General features: G+C 44.6%; 17 protein-coding genes. 7 read left to right on the plus strand and 10 right to left on the minus strand.

The features are described from left to right. Positions 1 to 346 precede the first annotated feature (346 nt). Positions 347 to 526, minus strand: a complete 180-nt coding sequence (locus F6J90_RS35475; protein WP_293104914.1) for a hypothetical protein — start codon at positions 524 to 526, stop codon at positions 347 to 349. 378 nt (positions 527 to 904) lie between these two features. Between F6J90_RS35475 and F6J90_RS35480 the strand changes: the two genes are divergently transcribed. After that, on the plus strand, positions 905 to 1,033 hold the full coding sequence (locus F6J90_RS35480; RefSeq protein WP_293104917.1) for a hypothetical protein: 129 nt from the start codon (positions 905 to 907) through the stop codon (positions 1,031 to 1,033). On the opposite strand, the gene F6J90_RS35485 is transcribed toward F6J90_RS35480, so the two are convergent. After that, complete coding sequence (locus tag F6J90_RS35485) at positions 1,030 to 1,242, minus strand: hypothetical protein (protein WP_293104920.1); 213 nt, start codon at positions 1,240 to 1,242, stop codon at positions 1,030 to 1,032. The genes F6J90_RS35480 and F6J90_RS35485 overlap by 4 nt on opposite strands. A 3-nt stretch (positions 1,243 to 1,245) precedes the next feature. On the opposite strand from F6J90_RS35485, the gene F6J90_RS35490 reads away from it, so the two are divergent. After that, on the plus strand, positions 1,246 to 1,515 hold the full coding sequence (locus tag F6J90_RS35490) for a hypothetical protein (RefSeq protein ID WP_293104923.1): 270 nt from the start codon (positions 1,246 to 1,248) through the stop codon (positions 1,513 to 1,515). Positions 1,516 to 1,577: 62 nt separating this feature from the next. Beyond that, positions 1,578 to 1,739 carry a hypothetical protein gene (locus F6J90_RS35495; RefSeq protein ID WP_293104926.1) on the plus strand — a complete coding sequence of 54 codons (162 nt, stop codon included), beginning with the start codon at positions 1,578 to 1,580 and terminating at the stop codon, positions 1,737 to 1,739. 553 nt (positions 1,740 to 2,292) lie between these two features. Here F6J90_RS35495 and F6J90_RS35500 read toward each other — a convergent pair. The 4 genes from F6J90_RS35500 to F6J90_RS35515 all read right to left on the minus strand — a co-directional run bounded on the left by F6J90_RS35500 (position 2,293) and on the right by F6J90_RS35515 (position 7,292). Continuing rightward, complete coding sequence (locus F6J90_RS35500; RefSeq protein WP_293104929.1) at positions 2,293 to 3,357, minus strand: tetratricopeptide repeat protein; 1,065 nt, start codon at positions 3,355 to 3,357, stop codon at positions 2,293 to 2,295. A 179-nt stretch (positions 3,358 to 3,536) separates the two neighbouring features. Continuing rightward, a complete protein-coding gene (locus tag F6J90_RS35505; RefSeq protein WP_293104932.1) occupies positions 3,537 to 4,460 on the minus strand; it encodes a hypothetical protein in 924 nt (307 codons plus the stop codon). A 349-nt stretch (positions 4,461 to 4,809) separates the two neighbouring features. Continuing rightward, positions 4,810 to 6,984 carry an NHLP family bacteriocin export ABC transporter peptidase/permease/ATPase subunit gene (locus tag F6J90_RS35510; protein WP_293104934.1) on the minus strand — a complete coding sequence of 725 codons (2,175 nt, stop codon included), beginning with the start codon at positions 6,982 to 6,984 and terminating at the stop codon, positions 4,810 to 4,812. A gap of 137 nt (positions 6,985 to 7,121) precedes the next feature. Then, positions 7,122 to 7,292, minus strand: coding sequence for a hypothetical protein (locus F6J90_RS35515; protein WP_293104937.1), 171 nt, complete (start codon positions 7,290 to 7,292; stop codon positions 7,122 to 7,124). A gap of 40 nt (positions 7,293 to 7,332) precedes the next feature. Between F6J90_RS35515 and F6J90_RS35520 the strand changes: the two genes are divergently transcribed. After that, positions 7,333 to 7,911, plus strand: a complete 579-nt coding sequence (locus F6J90_RS35520; protein WP_293104939.1) for a Gmad2 immunoglobulin-like domain-containing protein — start codon at positions 7,333 to 7,335, stop codon at positions 7,909 to 7,911. A 54-nt stretch (positions 7,912 to 7,965) separates the two neighbouring features. Here F6J90_RS35520 and F6J90_RS35525 read toward each other — a convergent pair whose 3' ends face one another. After that, entirely contained in the window at positions 7,966 to 8,115 is a 150-nt protein-coding gene (locus F6J90_RS35525; protein WP_293104942.1) for a hypothetical protein, read from the minus strand. Positions 8,116 to 8,304: 189 nt separating this feature from the next. Between F6J90_RS35525 and F6J90_RS35530 the strand changes: the two genes are divergently transcribed. Then, positions 8,305 to 9,156, plus strand: a complete 852-nt coding sequence (locus F6J90_RS35530) for an SWIM zinc finger family protein (RefSeq protein ID WP_293104944.1) — start codon at positions 8,305 to 8,307, stop codon at positions 9,154 to 9,156. A 178-nt stretch (positions 9,157 to 9,334) separates the two neighbouring features. Here the strand turns inward: F6J90_RS35530 and F6J90_RS35535 are convergent, their stop codons facing one another. Together F6J90_RS35535 and F6J90_RS35540 are read right to left on the minus strand one after the other, a co-directional pair. Beyond that, entirely contained in the window at positions 9,335 to 9,949 is a 615-nt protein-coding gene (locus F6J90_RS35535) for a class I SAM-dependent methyltransferase (RefSeq protein WP_293104947.1), read from the minus strand. 45 nt (positions 9,950 to 9,994) lie between these two features. Continuing rightward, positions 9,995 to 10,189 (minus strand): hypothetical protein, encoded by a 195-nt coding sequence (locus tag F6J90_RS35540; RefSeq protein ID WP_293104949.1) that lies wholly within the window; start codon positions 10,187 to 10,189, stop codon positions 9,995 to 9,997. A 600-nt stretch (positions 10,190 to 10,789) separates the two neighbouring features. On the opposite strand from F6J90_RS35540, the gene F6J90_RS35545 reads away from it, so the two are divergent. Continuing rightward, on the plus strand, positions 10,790 to 11,389 hold the full coding sequence (locus F6J90_RS35545; RefSeq protein WP_293104951.1) for a rhomboid family intramembrane serine protease: 600 nt from the start codon (positions 10,790 to 10,792) through the stop codon (positions 11,387 to 11,389). Between the two features lie 1,110 nt (positions 11,390 to 12,499). After that, positions 12,500 to 13,819, plus strand: coding sequence for a serpin family protein (locus F6J90_RS35550; protein WP_293104954.1), 1,320 nt, complete (start codon positions 12,500 to 12,502; stop codon positions 13,817 to 13,819). 542 nt (positions 13,820 to 14,361) lie between these two features. On the opposite strand, the gene F6J90_RS35555 is transcribed toward F6J90_RS35550, so the two are convergent. Then, positions 14,362 to 15,540 (minus strand): glycoside hydrolase family 68 protein, encoded by a 1,179-nt coding sequence (locus tag F6J90_RS35555; RefSeq protein WP_293104956.1) that lies wholly within the window; start codon positions 15,538 to 15,540, stop codon positions 14,362 to 14,364. Positions 15,541 to 16,332: the final 792 nt, after the last annotated feature.

Raw genomic sequence — 16,332 nt, forward strand, 5'->3', positions numbered from 1 at the left:
CTTATGTAAATATTTTTTACAAAAAATCTTTTCTCTGCGTAAAGGAAAAAGATTATCCCGAAATCATAATAGAGGGCTTCAGGAAAGCGATCGCTAGCCCAGGATTGGATCCGTTTAAGTCGTCATAAGTTCGATAATTATTGACGAGCGATGCAGCTTATACAGTCTACTTTTCAGCTCTCATGTCGCCCCTCCAGAACAGATGCCCTCCCTTCCCTTTGGATCGGAGGGCATCGCTCTGTCTGGGGAATTGAATCTCATTGCACAGTCAAACCAGACTTTCCCGATGTACTAAACCTGTCTAGTACTTTTCTGTCTGGTGCTTTTCTGCTTGCCAGACAGACTGTTAAGGTAGAGTCGGCACAATTCCATTTAGCGAATCAAGATTACCATTGCCGTCAGCTATAAAACCACCGCCGCACACCTTGGTTAACTCGTCGTCAGTCAAGGGCAATAAGGTGTTACCCCTTCCTGATGAGTCTTTGGTTGATTTCTCGGTTAGTTTTTCTATTTTGATTCTAGCCATTTAAATCACCTTTGATTTAGTAAGTCAGCTAAGACATACTTCCTACACTGATCAGTATATAGCTAAGACATACTTCCTACACTGATCAGTAGGGCAGTTTTGAAACTGCCACAACGGTACAGATTGGATTCACTATCTTCATCAGATCATCTCAGGGGATGACAAGCTAATTGAAAATCTTACAGGGGTTAGGTTAATGGGGTTAGGTGTTAGGAAAAATTGCCCTGGCGGGATGGATTGAATAAAACTATCATTGACGTTGTATGGTTAAAATTGCTTCAATTGCTGGCAAATACAAATGACTCCGATGCGCTCATTTTACCCAACACCATTAACCATTAACCATTAACCGTTCCACCTCTAGCGTTTATCATAGCTATGAGGTACACATTATTTTTTCCCTCTTCCCTCTTCCCTCTTCCTAAGTCCCTGCTCCCTGCTCCCTGCTCCCTGCTCCCTAAAACCCAGAGATTTGTACCTCATGGGTATAATACTTGCTATATCTAGGTTTGAGCTTTGTTGTCACCCCGTGAGGCCGAATGCACTGCGGTCAGGGCTTCCTGGTAGCGAGACTGGGCTTCATGAATTGAGGCGAGGCGGTTTGGCCAGCTTACCTGGATGATGCAGCCTTGTAGAGAGTTAGGTAAATCTTTAATGGTTTGATCACATAGGGCTTCTGCTTGAGAGTAACCTTGTTCAGTCGGTGGGCGAACCATGTGTTGGCAATTCGCGCTCGTATGGCAAACCTAACCATCGTTTCATTGTGGTTGGCTATGGCTAGTCCAGCCCCAGCGATCGCATCTAGTTCGGCGATGGTGAGTGTTTGCAGTTCCCTCACCAAGGCAAGTTTCTTTTCCGGGGATGCAACTTCACCACTGTTTCATTCTGGTTTGCCTTGGTTAGTCCAGCTCCTGGGTATGACCTTGGGCGCTTGTGGGAATTACGACATCGGTAGGACAAATATTTCTGGTATTTTTATGGTATCTTAATAAACCAAAAATATATATATGGTATCTTCAGGTTGGTATCTTACAAAAATCAAAAACCAAAAATGAAGAACAACCTCAACAAAATAAAACCTCAAAAATTAGAACCGAACCACAAAACCTCAGAACTAGAATCTGCACCACAAACCAACCTAACCAAACTCAAAATCTCAGAACTAGAATCCATCATGGGTGGTGCACATGGTGGTAATTGGTGGTTGAAGTGAGAAGGAAAAGAAAAAAAGAAAAAAAAATGATTGATGATTGGGAGGGAGGATGGATTGACTATACCACAGACCGTTCTAAAAAGTCATGTGCGTTTTGATCCATCCCTAGGCATTCGGTTCGCCTCGATAAATTGATCTACAACCCTGCCCAGGATATCGTTCTCGTAACCCGTGGCACCACCCACGCGGAAATGGAGCATTTTTTTTGCTCTTTGAACCCGAATGCGGTTCAGTTTCAGTTTGAACCCCAGCAAGTAGCTTGCTTCCCCAGTGGCACTTGTTGGGGGTTGTTTTTTTGGGTTTGGGTTTGTACCTGTTGCAAAATCCCTTATAGTTTATCGCACAATCTTCCAGGGTAGTTCCTAAGCTAAAAAAAGCGGGATGCCACTGAGTTAAAGCATCGTCAGTCGTAAGCATATGCGCTACTTGAGATGCTACTTGAGGTGCTATCAGCTCTCAGCTATCAGGTTATGGGCGTCACAGGCTAGAAGCCTGTGCCACGCTAATTGAGGTGCTTTTGAATAAAATAAGCTGACGGCTGATAGCTGACTGCTTACAAATTAATATTATCCTTACAGATCTGAGTGTTAGGATGATCCTCCCCTAGGGTAGCTGCAAAAATTGCTCGTGCTTGCTCGAAAAACTCCTTGGCTTCCTCAGTTTTCCCTTTTTGTTTCAGAACCGATGCCAGATTATTTAAGGTAATAGCAAGTTCAGGATGGGATTCACCTAACAGTTGAGTCTTAATTTCTAAAGCTCGTCGATAGGCTTGTTCTGCTTGGGATAAATTCCCCTTAGCTTGCTCAGATGCTGCAAGATTATTGAGATTAACAGCAACATCGTAGTGAACTGAACCAAACTGTTGATCAAAAAAGGTAATAGCTGTTTCAAAGTAAGTAATCGCTTCATCCCATTGCTGTAGTCCGTGTAAAATGGAACCTAACGCTGCTCCATCCGCAATGGTTTTAGGATGGTGGTAACCAAATAGTTCTAAGTGGAGTTGATAGGATTGACGTGCCCAATTTTCTGCAGTTTGATAGTCTCCACGGGCATGATGGAGTCCTGCCAGATTATGATAAACTGTTGCGATATCAGCATGGTGGTTGCCGTATTGTGATTCCAAGGTGGCTAATGTTTGCTGATAGAGCCGTTCCGCTGCATCAAATTTGCCCCAGTATTTATAGACAATTGCTAAATTATTGGCTAGCTGAATCCTTTTAGATTGATACTGTTCTGTCCCTTGGGTTTCTATCAGTTCAATTGCCCGCTGGTAAGTTTGTTCTGCCTCAGCATAATTCCCTTGAATGCGTTGAAGAGTGCCAAGGGTAGATAAGGTAGTTATTTCCAAAGAAAGGGCTATGGCGGGGGATAGACTGGCTTTAATTGTCTCTAAGATTTTCTGTGCCGAATGCACTGCGGTGAGGGCTTGCTGGTAGCGAGACTGGGCTTCTAGAATTGAAGCGAGGCGGTTTTGCAAGCTTACCTGGACGATGTACCCTTGTTCTGAGGATGGTAAATCTTTAATGGTTTGATAACATAGGGCTTCTGCTTCAGAATAACGTTGTTCAGTCTGGAGGCGATCCATGTGCTGAATGGTTTGTTTTAAGTTGTCTATCATGGATTACTCTCCAGACTTTGGGAAGGATAGAAGCTGAGGAATTCGCTAAGTTAGGTAAACTTCACCACTGTTTCATTGTGGTTCAATGAGAGTGCTGCCCCAGCGATGGCATCGAGTTCAGCCATAGTCAGTGCTTGCAGTTCCTTAACCTCAGCCGGTTTCTTTTCCGGAGATGGTTGCTACTTGCTAGGCTGATTGGGAAACTTCACCATCGTTTCATTGTGGTTCCAGTCGGCTCTTCCTGCCCCAGCGATCGCATCTAGTTCGGCGATGGTAAGTGTTTCGAGTTCGTTAACCAATGCAGGTTTCTTTTCAGAGCATGGTTTTTGCTTCTGAGATCGATTGGGAAACTTCACCACTGTTTCATTGTGGTTGGCTATGGGCAATCCCGCCCCAGCGATCGCATCTAGTTCTGCCATAGTCAGTGCTTGCAGTTCCTTAACCTCAGCCGGTTTCTTTTCCGGGGATGGTTTCGGCTTGGTAGGCTGATTGGCAAACTTCACCACTGTTTGATTGTGGTTGCCCAAGGTTAGTCCCGCCCCAGCGATCGCATCTAGTTCTGCCATAGTCAGTGCTTGCAGTTCCTTAACCTCAGCCGGTTTCTTTTCCGGGGATGGTTTCGGCTTGGTAGGCTGATTGGCAAACTTCACCACTGTTTGATTGTGGTTGCCCAAGGCTAGTCCCGCCCCAGCGATCGCATCTAGTTCTGCCATAGTCAGTGCTTGCAGTTCCTTAACCTCAGCCGGTTTCTTTTCCGGGGATGGTTTCTGCTGGCTCGGCTGATTGGGAAACTTCACCACTGTTTGATTGTGGTTGGCCATGTCTAGTCCCGCCCCAGCGATCGCATCTAGTTCCGCGATGGTAAGTGTTTCGAGTTCCTTAACCTTGGCTGGTTTCTTTGCCGGGGATGGTTTCTGCTGGCTCGGCTGGTTAGGAAACTTCACCACTGTTTGATTGTGGTTGCCCATGGCTAGTCCCGCCCCAGCGATCGCATCTAGTTCCGCGATCGTCAGTGTTTCGAGTTCCTTAACCAATGCAGGTTTCTGTTCCGGGGATGGTTTCTGCTGGCTCGGCTGATTGTACTTCTTATTCAGAGTTTTCATGACTTTTATCCTGCTGAAAATTCAATTGAATTCAAGATTGAATTTTCAGGCTAGTAAGTAGGTGGGCAAAATCGCGAGTAGAACTTCTACACGTCTGCACTTCCGTACCCTCGAAATCACACTACTGTATTCAATTTTATGAAATTTTTGCCATCCTATTCTTATAGTATACGCAATTTCCCCAGTAACCGTTGGTAAACAATTATGAAGCTTATCATCAAAGCACTTTAGCCCATTGTCACATTTTCTTAATAGTGGAATTTGAAGGAATTGATGAGACTTTCGGTATTTCGAGACCTGGCACCGTAACAAGTCAAAAATAATGATAAATGATAAATAATAAATGATATCACCCTTCTGAACGAATCAACCTCTGATAAACTCCCCCTTCCTCCCACAATTCCTCATGAGTACCCCGCTGCACTACCTTACCCCCTTCCAGCACAATAATTTCATCACAATCCCGAATCGTACTCAGGCGGTGGGCTACCAAAATACAACTACACTGACGCGTACGCAAATTTGACACAATCATTTGTTCTGTCTGGGCATCTAAAGCAGACGTCGCTTCATCCATCACCAAAATTGCTGGATTTTTCACCAATGCCCGGGCAATTTCCAACCGTTGTCGCTGTCCGCCACTTAAATTCACACCACCTTCGAGCAATTCCCCGTCATATCCCCCCGGAATTGCCATGACTGCTTCATGGATAACCGCATCTTGACAAGCTTGGACTAATTGCTGATCGGTTACTGTAGCATTCCATAAAGTCAAATTATCCCGCACCGTACCACCAAACAGAAAGATATCCTGTTCCACTAGTGATAAAGAACTGGCCAACACCTCTCGCGGAATTTCCCTTCTAGGAGTCCCATCCAAGAGAATCTCCCCTTCCCAAGGTTGATAAAGTCCACAGATCAGTTTAGCCAGGGTAGATTTCCCCGAACCACTAGCACCAACTAAAGCCACCCGTTGTCCTGGTTGCAAGGATAGACTGAAGTTCTCAATCAACGGCGGGTCTACATGGGAGTAACCAAAAGTAACATCCCGTAACTCCACATAACCTTTTAGATTTTGGATTAAATCCGACTTCTCCCCATCTCCCCATCTCCCTCTCTCCCTCTCTCCCTCTCTCTCCACTTCCGAATCAAGGGAATTACCTAACACATCATCTAAACGATTTAAATCCCCTTCTAATTCCTGGAGGGTACTCCCGAAATCTACCAAGGTATTAACAGGTTGTTGAAAACTGATCATCAAACTTTGAAACGCCACCAACATCCCAATGCTGAGGTTTCCATCCATCACCCGCCAACCCCCAACTACTAAGATCAACATCGAGGTTAAGGAGCTAAGTAATATGGGTAAAACCCCCAACATCTGGTTTGTGAGGTCCAACTCTTGCTGAGCGATCGCAGCTTTGGCATAATAACCAGACCAGCGGGAAAAGAAATCCGACTCCAAGGCTGATGCTTTCAAGGTTTCCATACTCTGGAGCGCTGCAATACTTACCCCCGCAGCTTTCCCCCAATCTTGGACTAAGCGCATATTAGCATCCACCCGCTGTCTGGCTACCCACTGCAAGGCCAAGCCATTGATGGCGGAAAAACAGATACCAATTAAAGTCAGTACTCCGTCATAGGCAAACATCACCACAGCATAGAACAATATCATCACCGTATCAATCACCGTAGTTGCCAATTGTCCAGATAGCACCTGACCCACTTTATTATTCAGACTGGCACGATTGCTAATTTCCCCGGCATATCTTTGAGCATAAAATCTGACAGGCAATCGCAAAATATGCCATAGGAAACGAGTGGACATCCCCACAGCCAGTTTAATCCTCAGCTTTCGTAAATAGCGCAGTCGCAGCAGGGTCAGAATTCCTTGAAACACCGTCGTAATAATCATCCCTAAAATTAGGGGACGCAGCCATTCCGTGCGATTTTCTACCAGAATCTCATCCACAAACACCTGACTGAAGACTGGGATAGCTAATCCTGGCATAACTAACAGAAATCCTGCCAAAATACAGTATAAAATTGCCCCAACTGAACCTTGCAAACGGTCAATCAACCCTAAGATAACACTAGGTTTACGACCCCCCTTGTTAAAGTCGGTTCCGGGTTCCATCACTAAGACAATGCCAGTAAACCCCTCATCAAATTCCTCCCAATAAATCCTCCGGGGACCCGTAGCGGGGTCATTGAGGAATACCCAATGTTTGCTGAATCCTTCCACCACCAGGAAGTGATTGAACTGCCAAAAGACAATGTAGGGGGGAGATAATTCTTGAAGTTGTTCTAAGTGTTCTGCCTTAAATCCATCTGCAACCATTCCGTAACGTCTAGCAGCAAGAATCACATTAGAAGCTTTGCTGCCATCACGGGAAACCCCACACTCAATCCGCAGTTCAGCTAAGGGCACAATGCGATTATAGTAAGCAAGAATAATAGCTAAGGAAGCGGCTCCGCATTCGACTGCTTCCATTTGTAAAATAGTAGGAGTTTTAACACGCATTTATAGCATTTTTATTTGAATCGAACAGGGAGTAGGGAGTAGGGAGTAGGGAGTAGGGAGTAGGGGTAATAAAATTCAATGTACCTAATCAGCTATCAGCTATCAGCTATCAGCTATCAGCTATCAGCTATCAGCTATCAGCTGACCACTGACGGCTGACGGCTGACCACTGACGGCTGACCACTGACGGCTGACCACTGACGGCTGACAGCTAAATGCTTACTCACAAACAAAAAAGTACCCTCGTTGGGTACTGTTGAAGCTTGATTCCATTGTCCATAATGCAAAACAAGCCTCGGTAAAGTCATGAGGCTTCTCGCCGGATAAACTAACCAACAGGAGCTGGTCATGATTGACACAATTAACACCAATAAGATTAGGCACCAAACCTCACAGGTTGACACAGGTACCCCTGAGCCAAGAAACAGTCTACCTACCATTTCCGTTCGTCAGCCCATAGCCCACGACATTGTTGACAATCCCATCCGTGTCTGCGGCATTGCTACTGGCTTTGAAGGCATCATTAACGTCCGTGTCCGGGACAATAATGGTACTGAGTTATTCCGGAATTTTCTAACTGTTGGCGCTAATGGCATCCTAGCTAACTTCTCAGTAGGATTGCCATTGGACATCGTACCAGCAACTCCCCAAGGTACCCTTGAAATTTTCAGTATCTCAGCAGCAAACGGCAGTGAAACCAATCAGGTAATCGTGCCAATAGTTTTCGGCAACGCCTTGCTGCTTCGATACTTTGGTTTCTATCAATACACTGTCATCCCCGGTGACACCCTCTTCAGCATCGCCCAACAAGTTTACGGTGAGGGCAGATTGTACCCTCGGATATTAGAAGCCAACCGACACAAGATTAACCGTCCTGATCAGATCTATCCAGGATTAGTGTTACGAGTTCCAGTGTCAAAGTTTTAGTTAGTGCTAAGATAAGCATCTAGCGAAAAGCTGAATGCTTATAGCGGTTTTCAATTAGGTGAGGTACATATTCTTGGGTTTTAGGGAACAGGGAACAGGGAACAGGGAACAGGTAAAAGGGAACAGGGAACAGGGAACAGGGAACAGGGAACAGTAAACATTAAAAATTAAAAAGGGAAAAGGGAACAGTAGTAGGGTGGGCAAAGTTATATTATCTAGAATTCTCAAAAGAACTAAAAGGTGTTTGCCCACCAACAGGGGATCTCATTAGACTAGAAACAGCTAGAGTGATAATATAAGCATTTGTTGCCTATTCCCGACTCCCGACTCCCGACTCCCGACTCCCTGTTCCCTGTTCCCTGTTCCCTGTTCCCTATTCCCTTTACTATATAAATGACAAACTACGAAATCGAAACCCAAGAATGGTGGGTAGAACGTTGGAATGACTTACTCAATTCCTATCGCTTCAAAAAGCGTTTGGAACGGGGACGTATCTATGCCAAAGAAGGCAACATTCTCAGTATTGACTTTCTAGGACCACAAGTAGTCGCCAAAGTTCAAGGAACTGCTCCGGAGCCCTATGAACTAACCATTTCCATCGAACCCTTTACCGAGGAAGACTGGAATTATGTCGTGCAAACCCTGGCAAGTAAAGCAATTTACTCAGCTCAGTTATTAGCAGGAGAAATGCCCCATAATATCGAAGAAGTATTTACTGCCAATGGTTTAAGTTTATTTCCCTTCACCCTCTCCGACGTTCGTTCCCGATGCAATTGCCCCGATCCCAAAAATCCTTGTAAGCATATCGCAGCAGTATACTATGAATTAGGCGATCGCTTCAGCGAAGACCCCTTTGTTTTGTTCCAGTTGCGGGGAAGCACCAAAGAACAAATCCTTGATGCCTTGCGTAAATTACGGAGTGGTCAAGCAGGAGAAACTTCGGCCACAGAGCAGCAATCTTCAATCCCAAATCTCACTTCCGGTGATCAAAACACAGAAGAGGGGGAATCAGCCATCGGCGATCCTGAAACCTCAGTCAATATTCAGCAATTTTGGCAATACGATCAGCCCCTCGATTCTTCCCTTGTGGTGATTGCACCACCAACAGATAGTGGAACCGTCCTTGATGTCTTAGGAACAATTCCTCTAGGAGCAGCTGACCCTCGTGTCATGCAGTATTTAAAGGGAATTTATCAGATAGTCAGCCAGCAAGCTGTAATTTCAGCATTAAATCGAGATAGCTAATATAGTAGTTCTCAATTGGGTGAGGGAAGTTGGTCCTGGGTTTTATATCATGTCGGGATGATTACCCTTAATAAAAATCTCCCCTATCTCCCCATCTCCCCATCTCCCCACACTTCCCACCCTCCCCACACTTCCCGCGCCCCCGCCCCTTCTTTTTTAGAAATATGAGATGCAACCTTCAAGACTTCTGAGCCACACCCTTATACATATAGCCCAGAATCTTAGAAAATTTGGGTTCATAAAACTCTTCTAACTTCAGAATCTCGAAATGGTTTTCAACCAGCTGTTTGATATTACGATTGAGATGACAGCCATCCGCAATAATCTTTTGTACAGGAGTCAAGCGATTTTGCCAAACCTGAACCTTAGGCTCATCACTCAGTCCATGCTCAATAAAAAAGAACTTTCCCCCTGGTTTTAGCACCCGATAAATTTCCTGTATAGCCTGATTTACCCTAGCAATACTGCACAAAGTCCAGGTGCTAACTACACTATCAAAGCTATGGTCAGCCATCGGTAAACTTTCCCCATTCAGTACCCGAAAATCAACAGTAATTTCCGATTCATGAATACGTTTTTTTGCTAAGGACTGCATACCTGGATTAGCATCAATCGTGGTAATTTTTTCCAGTTGTTTGGGGTAATACCTTAAATTTAATCCTGTGCCAAAGCCAATTTCAAATACTTGCCCAGACACCTGAGATAAAACCTCTTGACGATACTTGGTTAAGACCGGGTCAGACATAGCCCAGTCCAGAAATCGGGGGAAAATTAACTCTGAATATAAACTCATGATCCAATTACCTTGGGATAACCTTGAATTGGCACTCATGATCAATTATATATATAGAGAGCTCTTAATTAGGTGAGGGAAAAAATCCTGGGTTAATGGGAGTAGGGAGTAGGGAGTAGGGAATAGGGAATAAGGAAAAAATCCTGAGGTGCCACCCGTGGCGAATTTAATTCTTAATGGTAAGAGCGCACCTAGGTACCTGATTACTATGAGAAACTCCATATAAATTATAGTAGTCAACTTGACACTCCCCGACCATTAGGCGCGGGGATTCCTAGATCAACGAGCCGCCTTAAACCACTATGTCCCAATCTTTGACGCCGCAAAAATAGGCAATATCTAAACCAAAAACCCGTCAAGACCAAGAATCTAGTTCAGTTCATAGTAGACCCAGAGGGCGATTCTTCTTAGGCGTTTGGCTACTTAACAGGAAGTGCATGTGCATAGTCCGTTTCTCTTCCTTTTCGCCTTCGGTGTGCCCCACCGTACCGTTCTTTCTCAAAAAGTGACTTACCTGGGTTCACACGCCAATAGTTAATTGACGGTTGGGTTTTTAAGGAGGATTTTCCCTACCCTCCGGGCATTAATGTTTTAAGGTCAAGCAGTGGCGGGCTTCTGACCCGGTTGCGCCAAGGCCAAAGGCCACGCTACGCGAACGGTTTTTCAACCTGTACCCTATATCTAAAGTATACTCTGGCGCTAGAAAAGTGTCAACCTCTTATCACAAGTTTTTTCTAGGCATTTAGCGCGCTAGTCACTTTCATCTGAGCTCGCTTTGTGGCGGAGTTTTCAGTGTTAGGATTCCTAATAAATATGAGCGTGCAGGCTACCGGGTGAAGTATGACAACTATATTTGATTGGATTAATCAATTCCGAAATGCTTGGGGTGACAACTTCCAGGCGGTGGGTGATTTGGTTCTTTATGCCTGGATTATAAGTTTTGTCAATTTAGTCTTATGCGGGGGAGCACTTAACGAAAAGTTTGGTATCCAACCCCGCACCTGGCTCGGGCTAGTTGGTATTTTGTTTTCACCATTCTTGCACAAAGACTGGAAACACTTAATCGGAAACACTATTCCTTTCGCGCTCCTTGGCTGTTGGGTGTTGTTACGAGGAACGGATGATTTCTGGGTCGTGACCTTGGTGATAGTCTTGGTTGGTGGTTTAGCTGAATGGCTACTTGGTTCACCTAACAGTGTCTCTTATGGCGCGAGCGGTGTAGTTTTTGGGTATGTAGCTTTTCTGATCGCACAGGGGTATTTAGAAGATAACCCCCTGTTAGTCATAGGTTCTATTGCTATCGGTGGTGTCTATGGTTTTACACTCAGAGGTTTATTTCCTGGTGAAACAGGGATCTCCTGGCAAGGACATTTATTTGGCTTCCTGGCAGGTATGCTTGCAGCCAGCTATCTGGACACCTTTCGGAATATGTTTCTGTAAGCAAACATCGGGCTAAAGGTTGGACCACTGTGCTCAGCTTACCCTTGACTAGGTGAATGGGTAGGTAGTCAGAGCAACTCTGGCTGGCAAACGGTGGGTCCGACCACAATCACCATCACTTCCGCTTCATTCTAGTCAGAGCCACCGGTCTCGGGATCTGCCCATCATCAATTGAGCCACTTTTGAGGCTTACTGGTCAAATGGTCTAGCTGTTGGCCGTAGGTCCGGTAAAAAAAATCCCCGCTAGCGGCCAGACTAGCGGGGTGTGCTTTTCTCTTTGTGTTCTCAATTAATATTATTGGCCAATCATGTATGATTTGGTGTTTACCTAACGTCAATTTTTGGTGTGATTTCATATAAATTTTTATAAACTTGCTTGTTTTGGTCGATTAGTCAATCTGAGCACCAGGTGATCTGGATCAAAAAACTCCACTAGCCTGATACTAGTGGAGGCAGGGTGTGTTATTCGTCAACTTCATAATAGATATCCTATGTTGCTGATCTGGTTTGCTTAATGTATGGTTTTGTGTTTGATTTAAGTTGTTGCTCAGCAGAATCTGGATTATACTTTTTATTCCCATTATTCTAGCATAGCATAAAAATTGTGGCTGTCAAGGGCAAAAAATCTGGACGATCAGTAAATTATGGTAATATTTGCCTAAAATTGACTATAATTCCCTATGAGACACATAGCCTTTTGTGCAGCGCTTTCTGGTTATGGATAAGAGAAAAGCCAACTTGAAAGACTAGAGGTATGTGAGGTACAAAAAAATACCGAAAAGTCCAGAAGTGTCGAGCCCTTAAAACCTTCACAACTTATGGAATCATGACTCCTGGATAACGTTAGTTATGTCGAAATTAGGTGATTTATACGGCGTTGCTTAATAATGGAATGATTTTAAGAGTGAGGTGGAACAGGCATCTTGCCTGTTCCTGATATTTTCACCGCAGGCAGGATGCCCACCCCACTCATATTCATTCGAAGATTCAGCAACGCCATTTATACTGTTATTTTTACTATTAAACACCACGATTAGATCGTCATTCCCCATTACCGATTACCCATCCCGGTTGCAAAAACCGTAACTAATGGAACCGAATTATCCTGTAATGGTCATATTAGAACAGGGTATTAGCAACGGAGACGATCTGATGAACCATCAAATCCTTAGTCGTATAGCCACTGTTATGGCAGTCAGCATCCTGCTTACAGGTATATTGGGGTGTGTGTCGGAAAAAACCAATGCCCTTGACCCTCTGCCTAACTCCGAACCAAGGAAAGAATCAATTTCAGCTGACCAGCAACCAAATCTAGACGTAGATACCAATCTTGTAGAGGCTAATACTAAATTTGGCTTCAAGCTATTCTCAGAAATTCTCAAGCAGGACACCAACAAGAATGTTTTTGTCTCTCCTACCAGCATCGCCATTGCCCTAGACATGGCTTACAACGGTGCCAGCGGTGAGACTCAAGAGGCTATGGCAAAAGTCCTAGAATTAGAGGGATTGAGTCTAGATCAACTCAACCAGGGGAATAACGCCTTAAAAGCTAGCTTGGAAAATGCTGACCCTGATGTCCAGCTGTCCATTGCCAACTCCCTGTGGGCTAACCAAGGCATTGACATCAATCCCAAATTTATTAAAAACAACCAGGAATTCTACGACGCAGAGGTCACAGAACTTGATTTTAGTAGTGCAAATGCTGCAAAAAAAATTAACCGTTGGGTCAAAAATAACACAAACGGCAAAATCAAAACGATTGTCGATCGCACTCAAGCGGATGACTTACTATTCTTAATCAATGCCATCTATTTCAAAGGCAGCTGGACAAGAGAATTCGATAAGAGTCAAACGTCTGATCAAGCTTTTTATCTCTCTGATTTAAGCCAAAAGCAACACCCGATGATGTATCAGTATGGGAAGTATAAGTACTATGAAAATGATGCCTTTCAAGCTGTAAGTATTCCCTACGGTAAAGAACGGCTGAGTTTGTATGTTTTCTTACCCCGTGAAGGGAGCAGCTTGGCAGAATTTAAACAACAACTCACAGCGGAAAACTGGCTACAATGGATGAAAGAGTTTAGGTCTCGAGATGGGTCAATTCGGCTACCGCGCTTTAAATTTGAATACGATATTAAACTCAACGATTCCCTAAAAGCGTTGGGGATGGATGTGGCGTTTACCGATAACGCTGATTTTTCTAATCTGACCTCTCAATCAGCAGCCATTAGTCAAGTCAAGCACAAAACCTTTGTAGAAGTTAATGAAGAAGGCACTGAAGCAGCCGCTGCTACTTCTATCGGTATTGTTCCCACTTCCATTAGTATAGATCAACCATTCAATCTAGTGGTTAACCGTCCTTTTTTCTGTACTGTTCGGGACAATAAAACTGGAGCAATTTTGTTCATGGGTTCGATTGTGGAACCGTAAGCTATCAGCTATTGAATTAGTGTCAAGGTTGTTTGGTTAAAGGTTGTTTGGTTAAAGGTTGTTTGGTTAAAGGTTGAAAGTTAAAGGTTGTTTGGTTAAAGGGTAAGCATATGCGCTACGCGCAGGCTACGCCAACAGCTATCAGCGAACAGCGTAGCGCAATCGGTGCTTTTAGGTGCGACCCGAACGCGCCCCGCGTCGGCAAAGCCTAAAGGTGCGACCCAAGGCCGCGAGCAATCCCTCGCGGCCTTGGAGACGCGCACCTATAGCGAATTTAATTCTTACGGCGGTTTGCATAACTATCAAGTACACAGGATTTTCTCCTTCTTCCCTCTTCCCTGCTCCGAAGTCCCTGCTCCCTGCTCCCATTAACCCAAGAATTTGTACCTGACTGAATTGCAAACCGCTGTAATGGGTCAAGCGCACCTTTGAATAAAATAAGCTGACCGCTGACCGCTGACCGCTGACTGCACCTCAAGTAGCGTGCGCTTAGCGCATATGCTTACGTTAAAGGTTCAGAAGATAACCTTTAACCTGGTAACCTAGTTAACCTTAGGCGGTAGCTTGAATAGAATTGCATCCCAAATAAAGTATCCCTCACGTCCATATAATAGTGACGAGGGATCAGCAACACTCTGCTGACCAGAAGGACTTACTTTCTTAATTTCTGGATAATCGTTGTCCCACAACACTTTCCACTGACCAGAAACATCCAGTTCCTGCATTCCTAAATTTAACCCATAGGCAATGAGGTCTTCTTGGTTATTGCGCTCGAAGTTGATCGCATACAAGTTAGACTCGGAAGATCCTTTCACAACCGGTACCACCCCTGCTGGCTGATAGGGACCGTTGATCTGTGGCGAGACAAAATGGTACAGGCTGGAGTCAGTAATCGACGCAGCGTCGTCACCAAGTTGCTCAAGCCAACGGGGATTCACATGTTGCTTCATCACAGAGAAGAACATGTGCCACATTCCTCCTTTATAGTAAACGTGGCTTCGTTCACACTCGTAAAAGAGACCTTGCTCACCTTCATTGGTCATGAAATGAGGAAACAAGGCTGGTGGCAAGAGTGTATAGGGTCCTTCGAGTTGATCTGCTACTGCTAGACCAATACAGCCTTTGTTGGGTTGGGAATTTGTCTTGGCAGCAGCAGATAGAAACATCCAATACTTGCCTTCGTGAAATATCGGGAAAGGATCCCGCAACTGGCGGTGACGTTGGTCCGGCATTAATGGATGGTCGGAGTAATCGTAATATTTCTCCCAATCACGAAATTCGATCAGTTGGGGAGCTTGCCAATCAATCTCGTGATTATCCCTAATGATTCCCTTACAGAAGCCAATATACTCATGAAGCAAATTAGGACGGTCTGGAGATCCACCGTAAAAGAAATACAGGGAATTTTCGTTTACCAACCGTAAGCTTCCTGCTAGAAGGCGAGAGCTTCGCCAGTAGTCGTCCCGGTCTGGCTCAAAGACAGGACCTAAGTCTTTAATTACAGACAAATTTTCACTAAGAATAGCCCCACCCATTTCTCCTCTCTGCCAAGGCACTCCCTCTAAATCCTTTCCTCCTTGAAGGTAAAGCAGGAGATATTTTGAGACAGCTGCTTGACTTGGAGCAGGTTGATGAGGCGTTGTCTGGATGCTGATATCATGGTTGAACAGTTGCTCTAAGGTCGCAGCGTCGCTCCTGCCCTGATCGAGTTGTTGTATCATCAGCTTCTGCTTAAGATATTTTTAGTTTTGTTAAGGGAATATTACTTTATTAAATCAATGTATTATTTGTTTGACAAGAGCATCCATCAAATTCCAGGGATATGGGGCACAATCTAAGTATAAATACGGTTCTTCAGTACCTGCTATGCGCTCATTTCAGGTTAAAAAAATCAGAAAGCTTACTATACAATGGTTCTGATTAATTAACAATAATTTCTAAATACTGCCTCTTTCCACTGCTCCGAACGCGCCCCGCGTGGCCAACGGCCTCAGTCCCTACTCCCTGCTCCCTTCCTCAAAGTGTTAATTTAGCATAACAAGTACGGAAGAGCCATAAATACTTATCTTTTACCAATAATTTGCGATCGCCAATTCTCCTTGATGATATGTATTACTAAGTAATACATGAAGGTTACACGCTTGATAGCCTAATCCCTAGGCTGGCTCATGCAAGTTTAGCATTGAGGTATAGCGCTACGCGCAAGTCAGCAAGGTTCGAAGTCAGAAGTCAAAAGTAAGCTAGGACTAGGTTTCAGAGTTTAGGAGCGATGCAGCGCGGTCTTGGGGAGGCAGCGCGGTCTTGGGGGTTCCCCCCATGAGCGACTGCCGTGGTTTCCCCCATGAGCGACTGCATCAAGACAATGTCAAACATCTGAATGCATAGTGCTATATAGGCTGAGATCCTATCTAGAGGGGGCAAGCCTTGGGCTCCTAAATTAGGGTTTGGCTTCGAGTTTGGCTTCGGGTTTTCCTTTCAACTGCGTAAGTCCTAGTGTAAGCATTCAGCGGTCA

The organism is Moorena sp. SIOASIH (assembly GCF_010671925.1).
Classification (GTDB): Bacteria; Cyanobacteriota; Cyanobacteriia; order Cyanobacteriales; family Coleofasciculaceae; genus Moorena.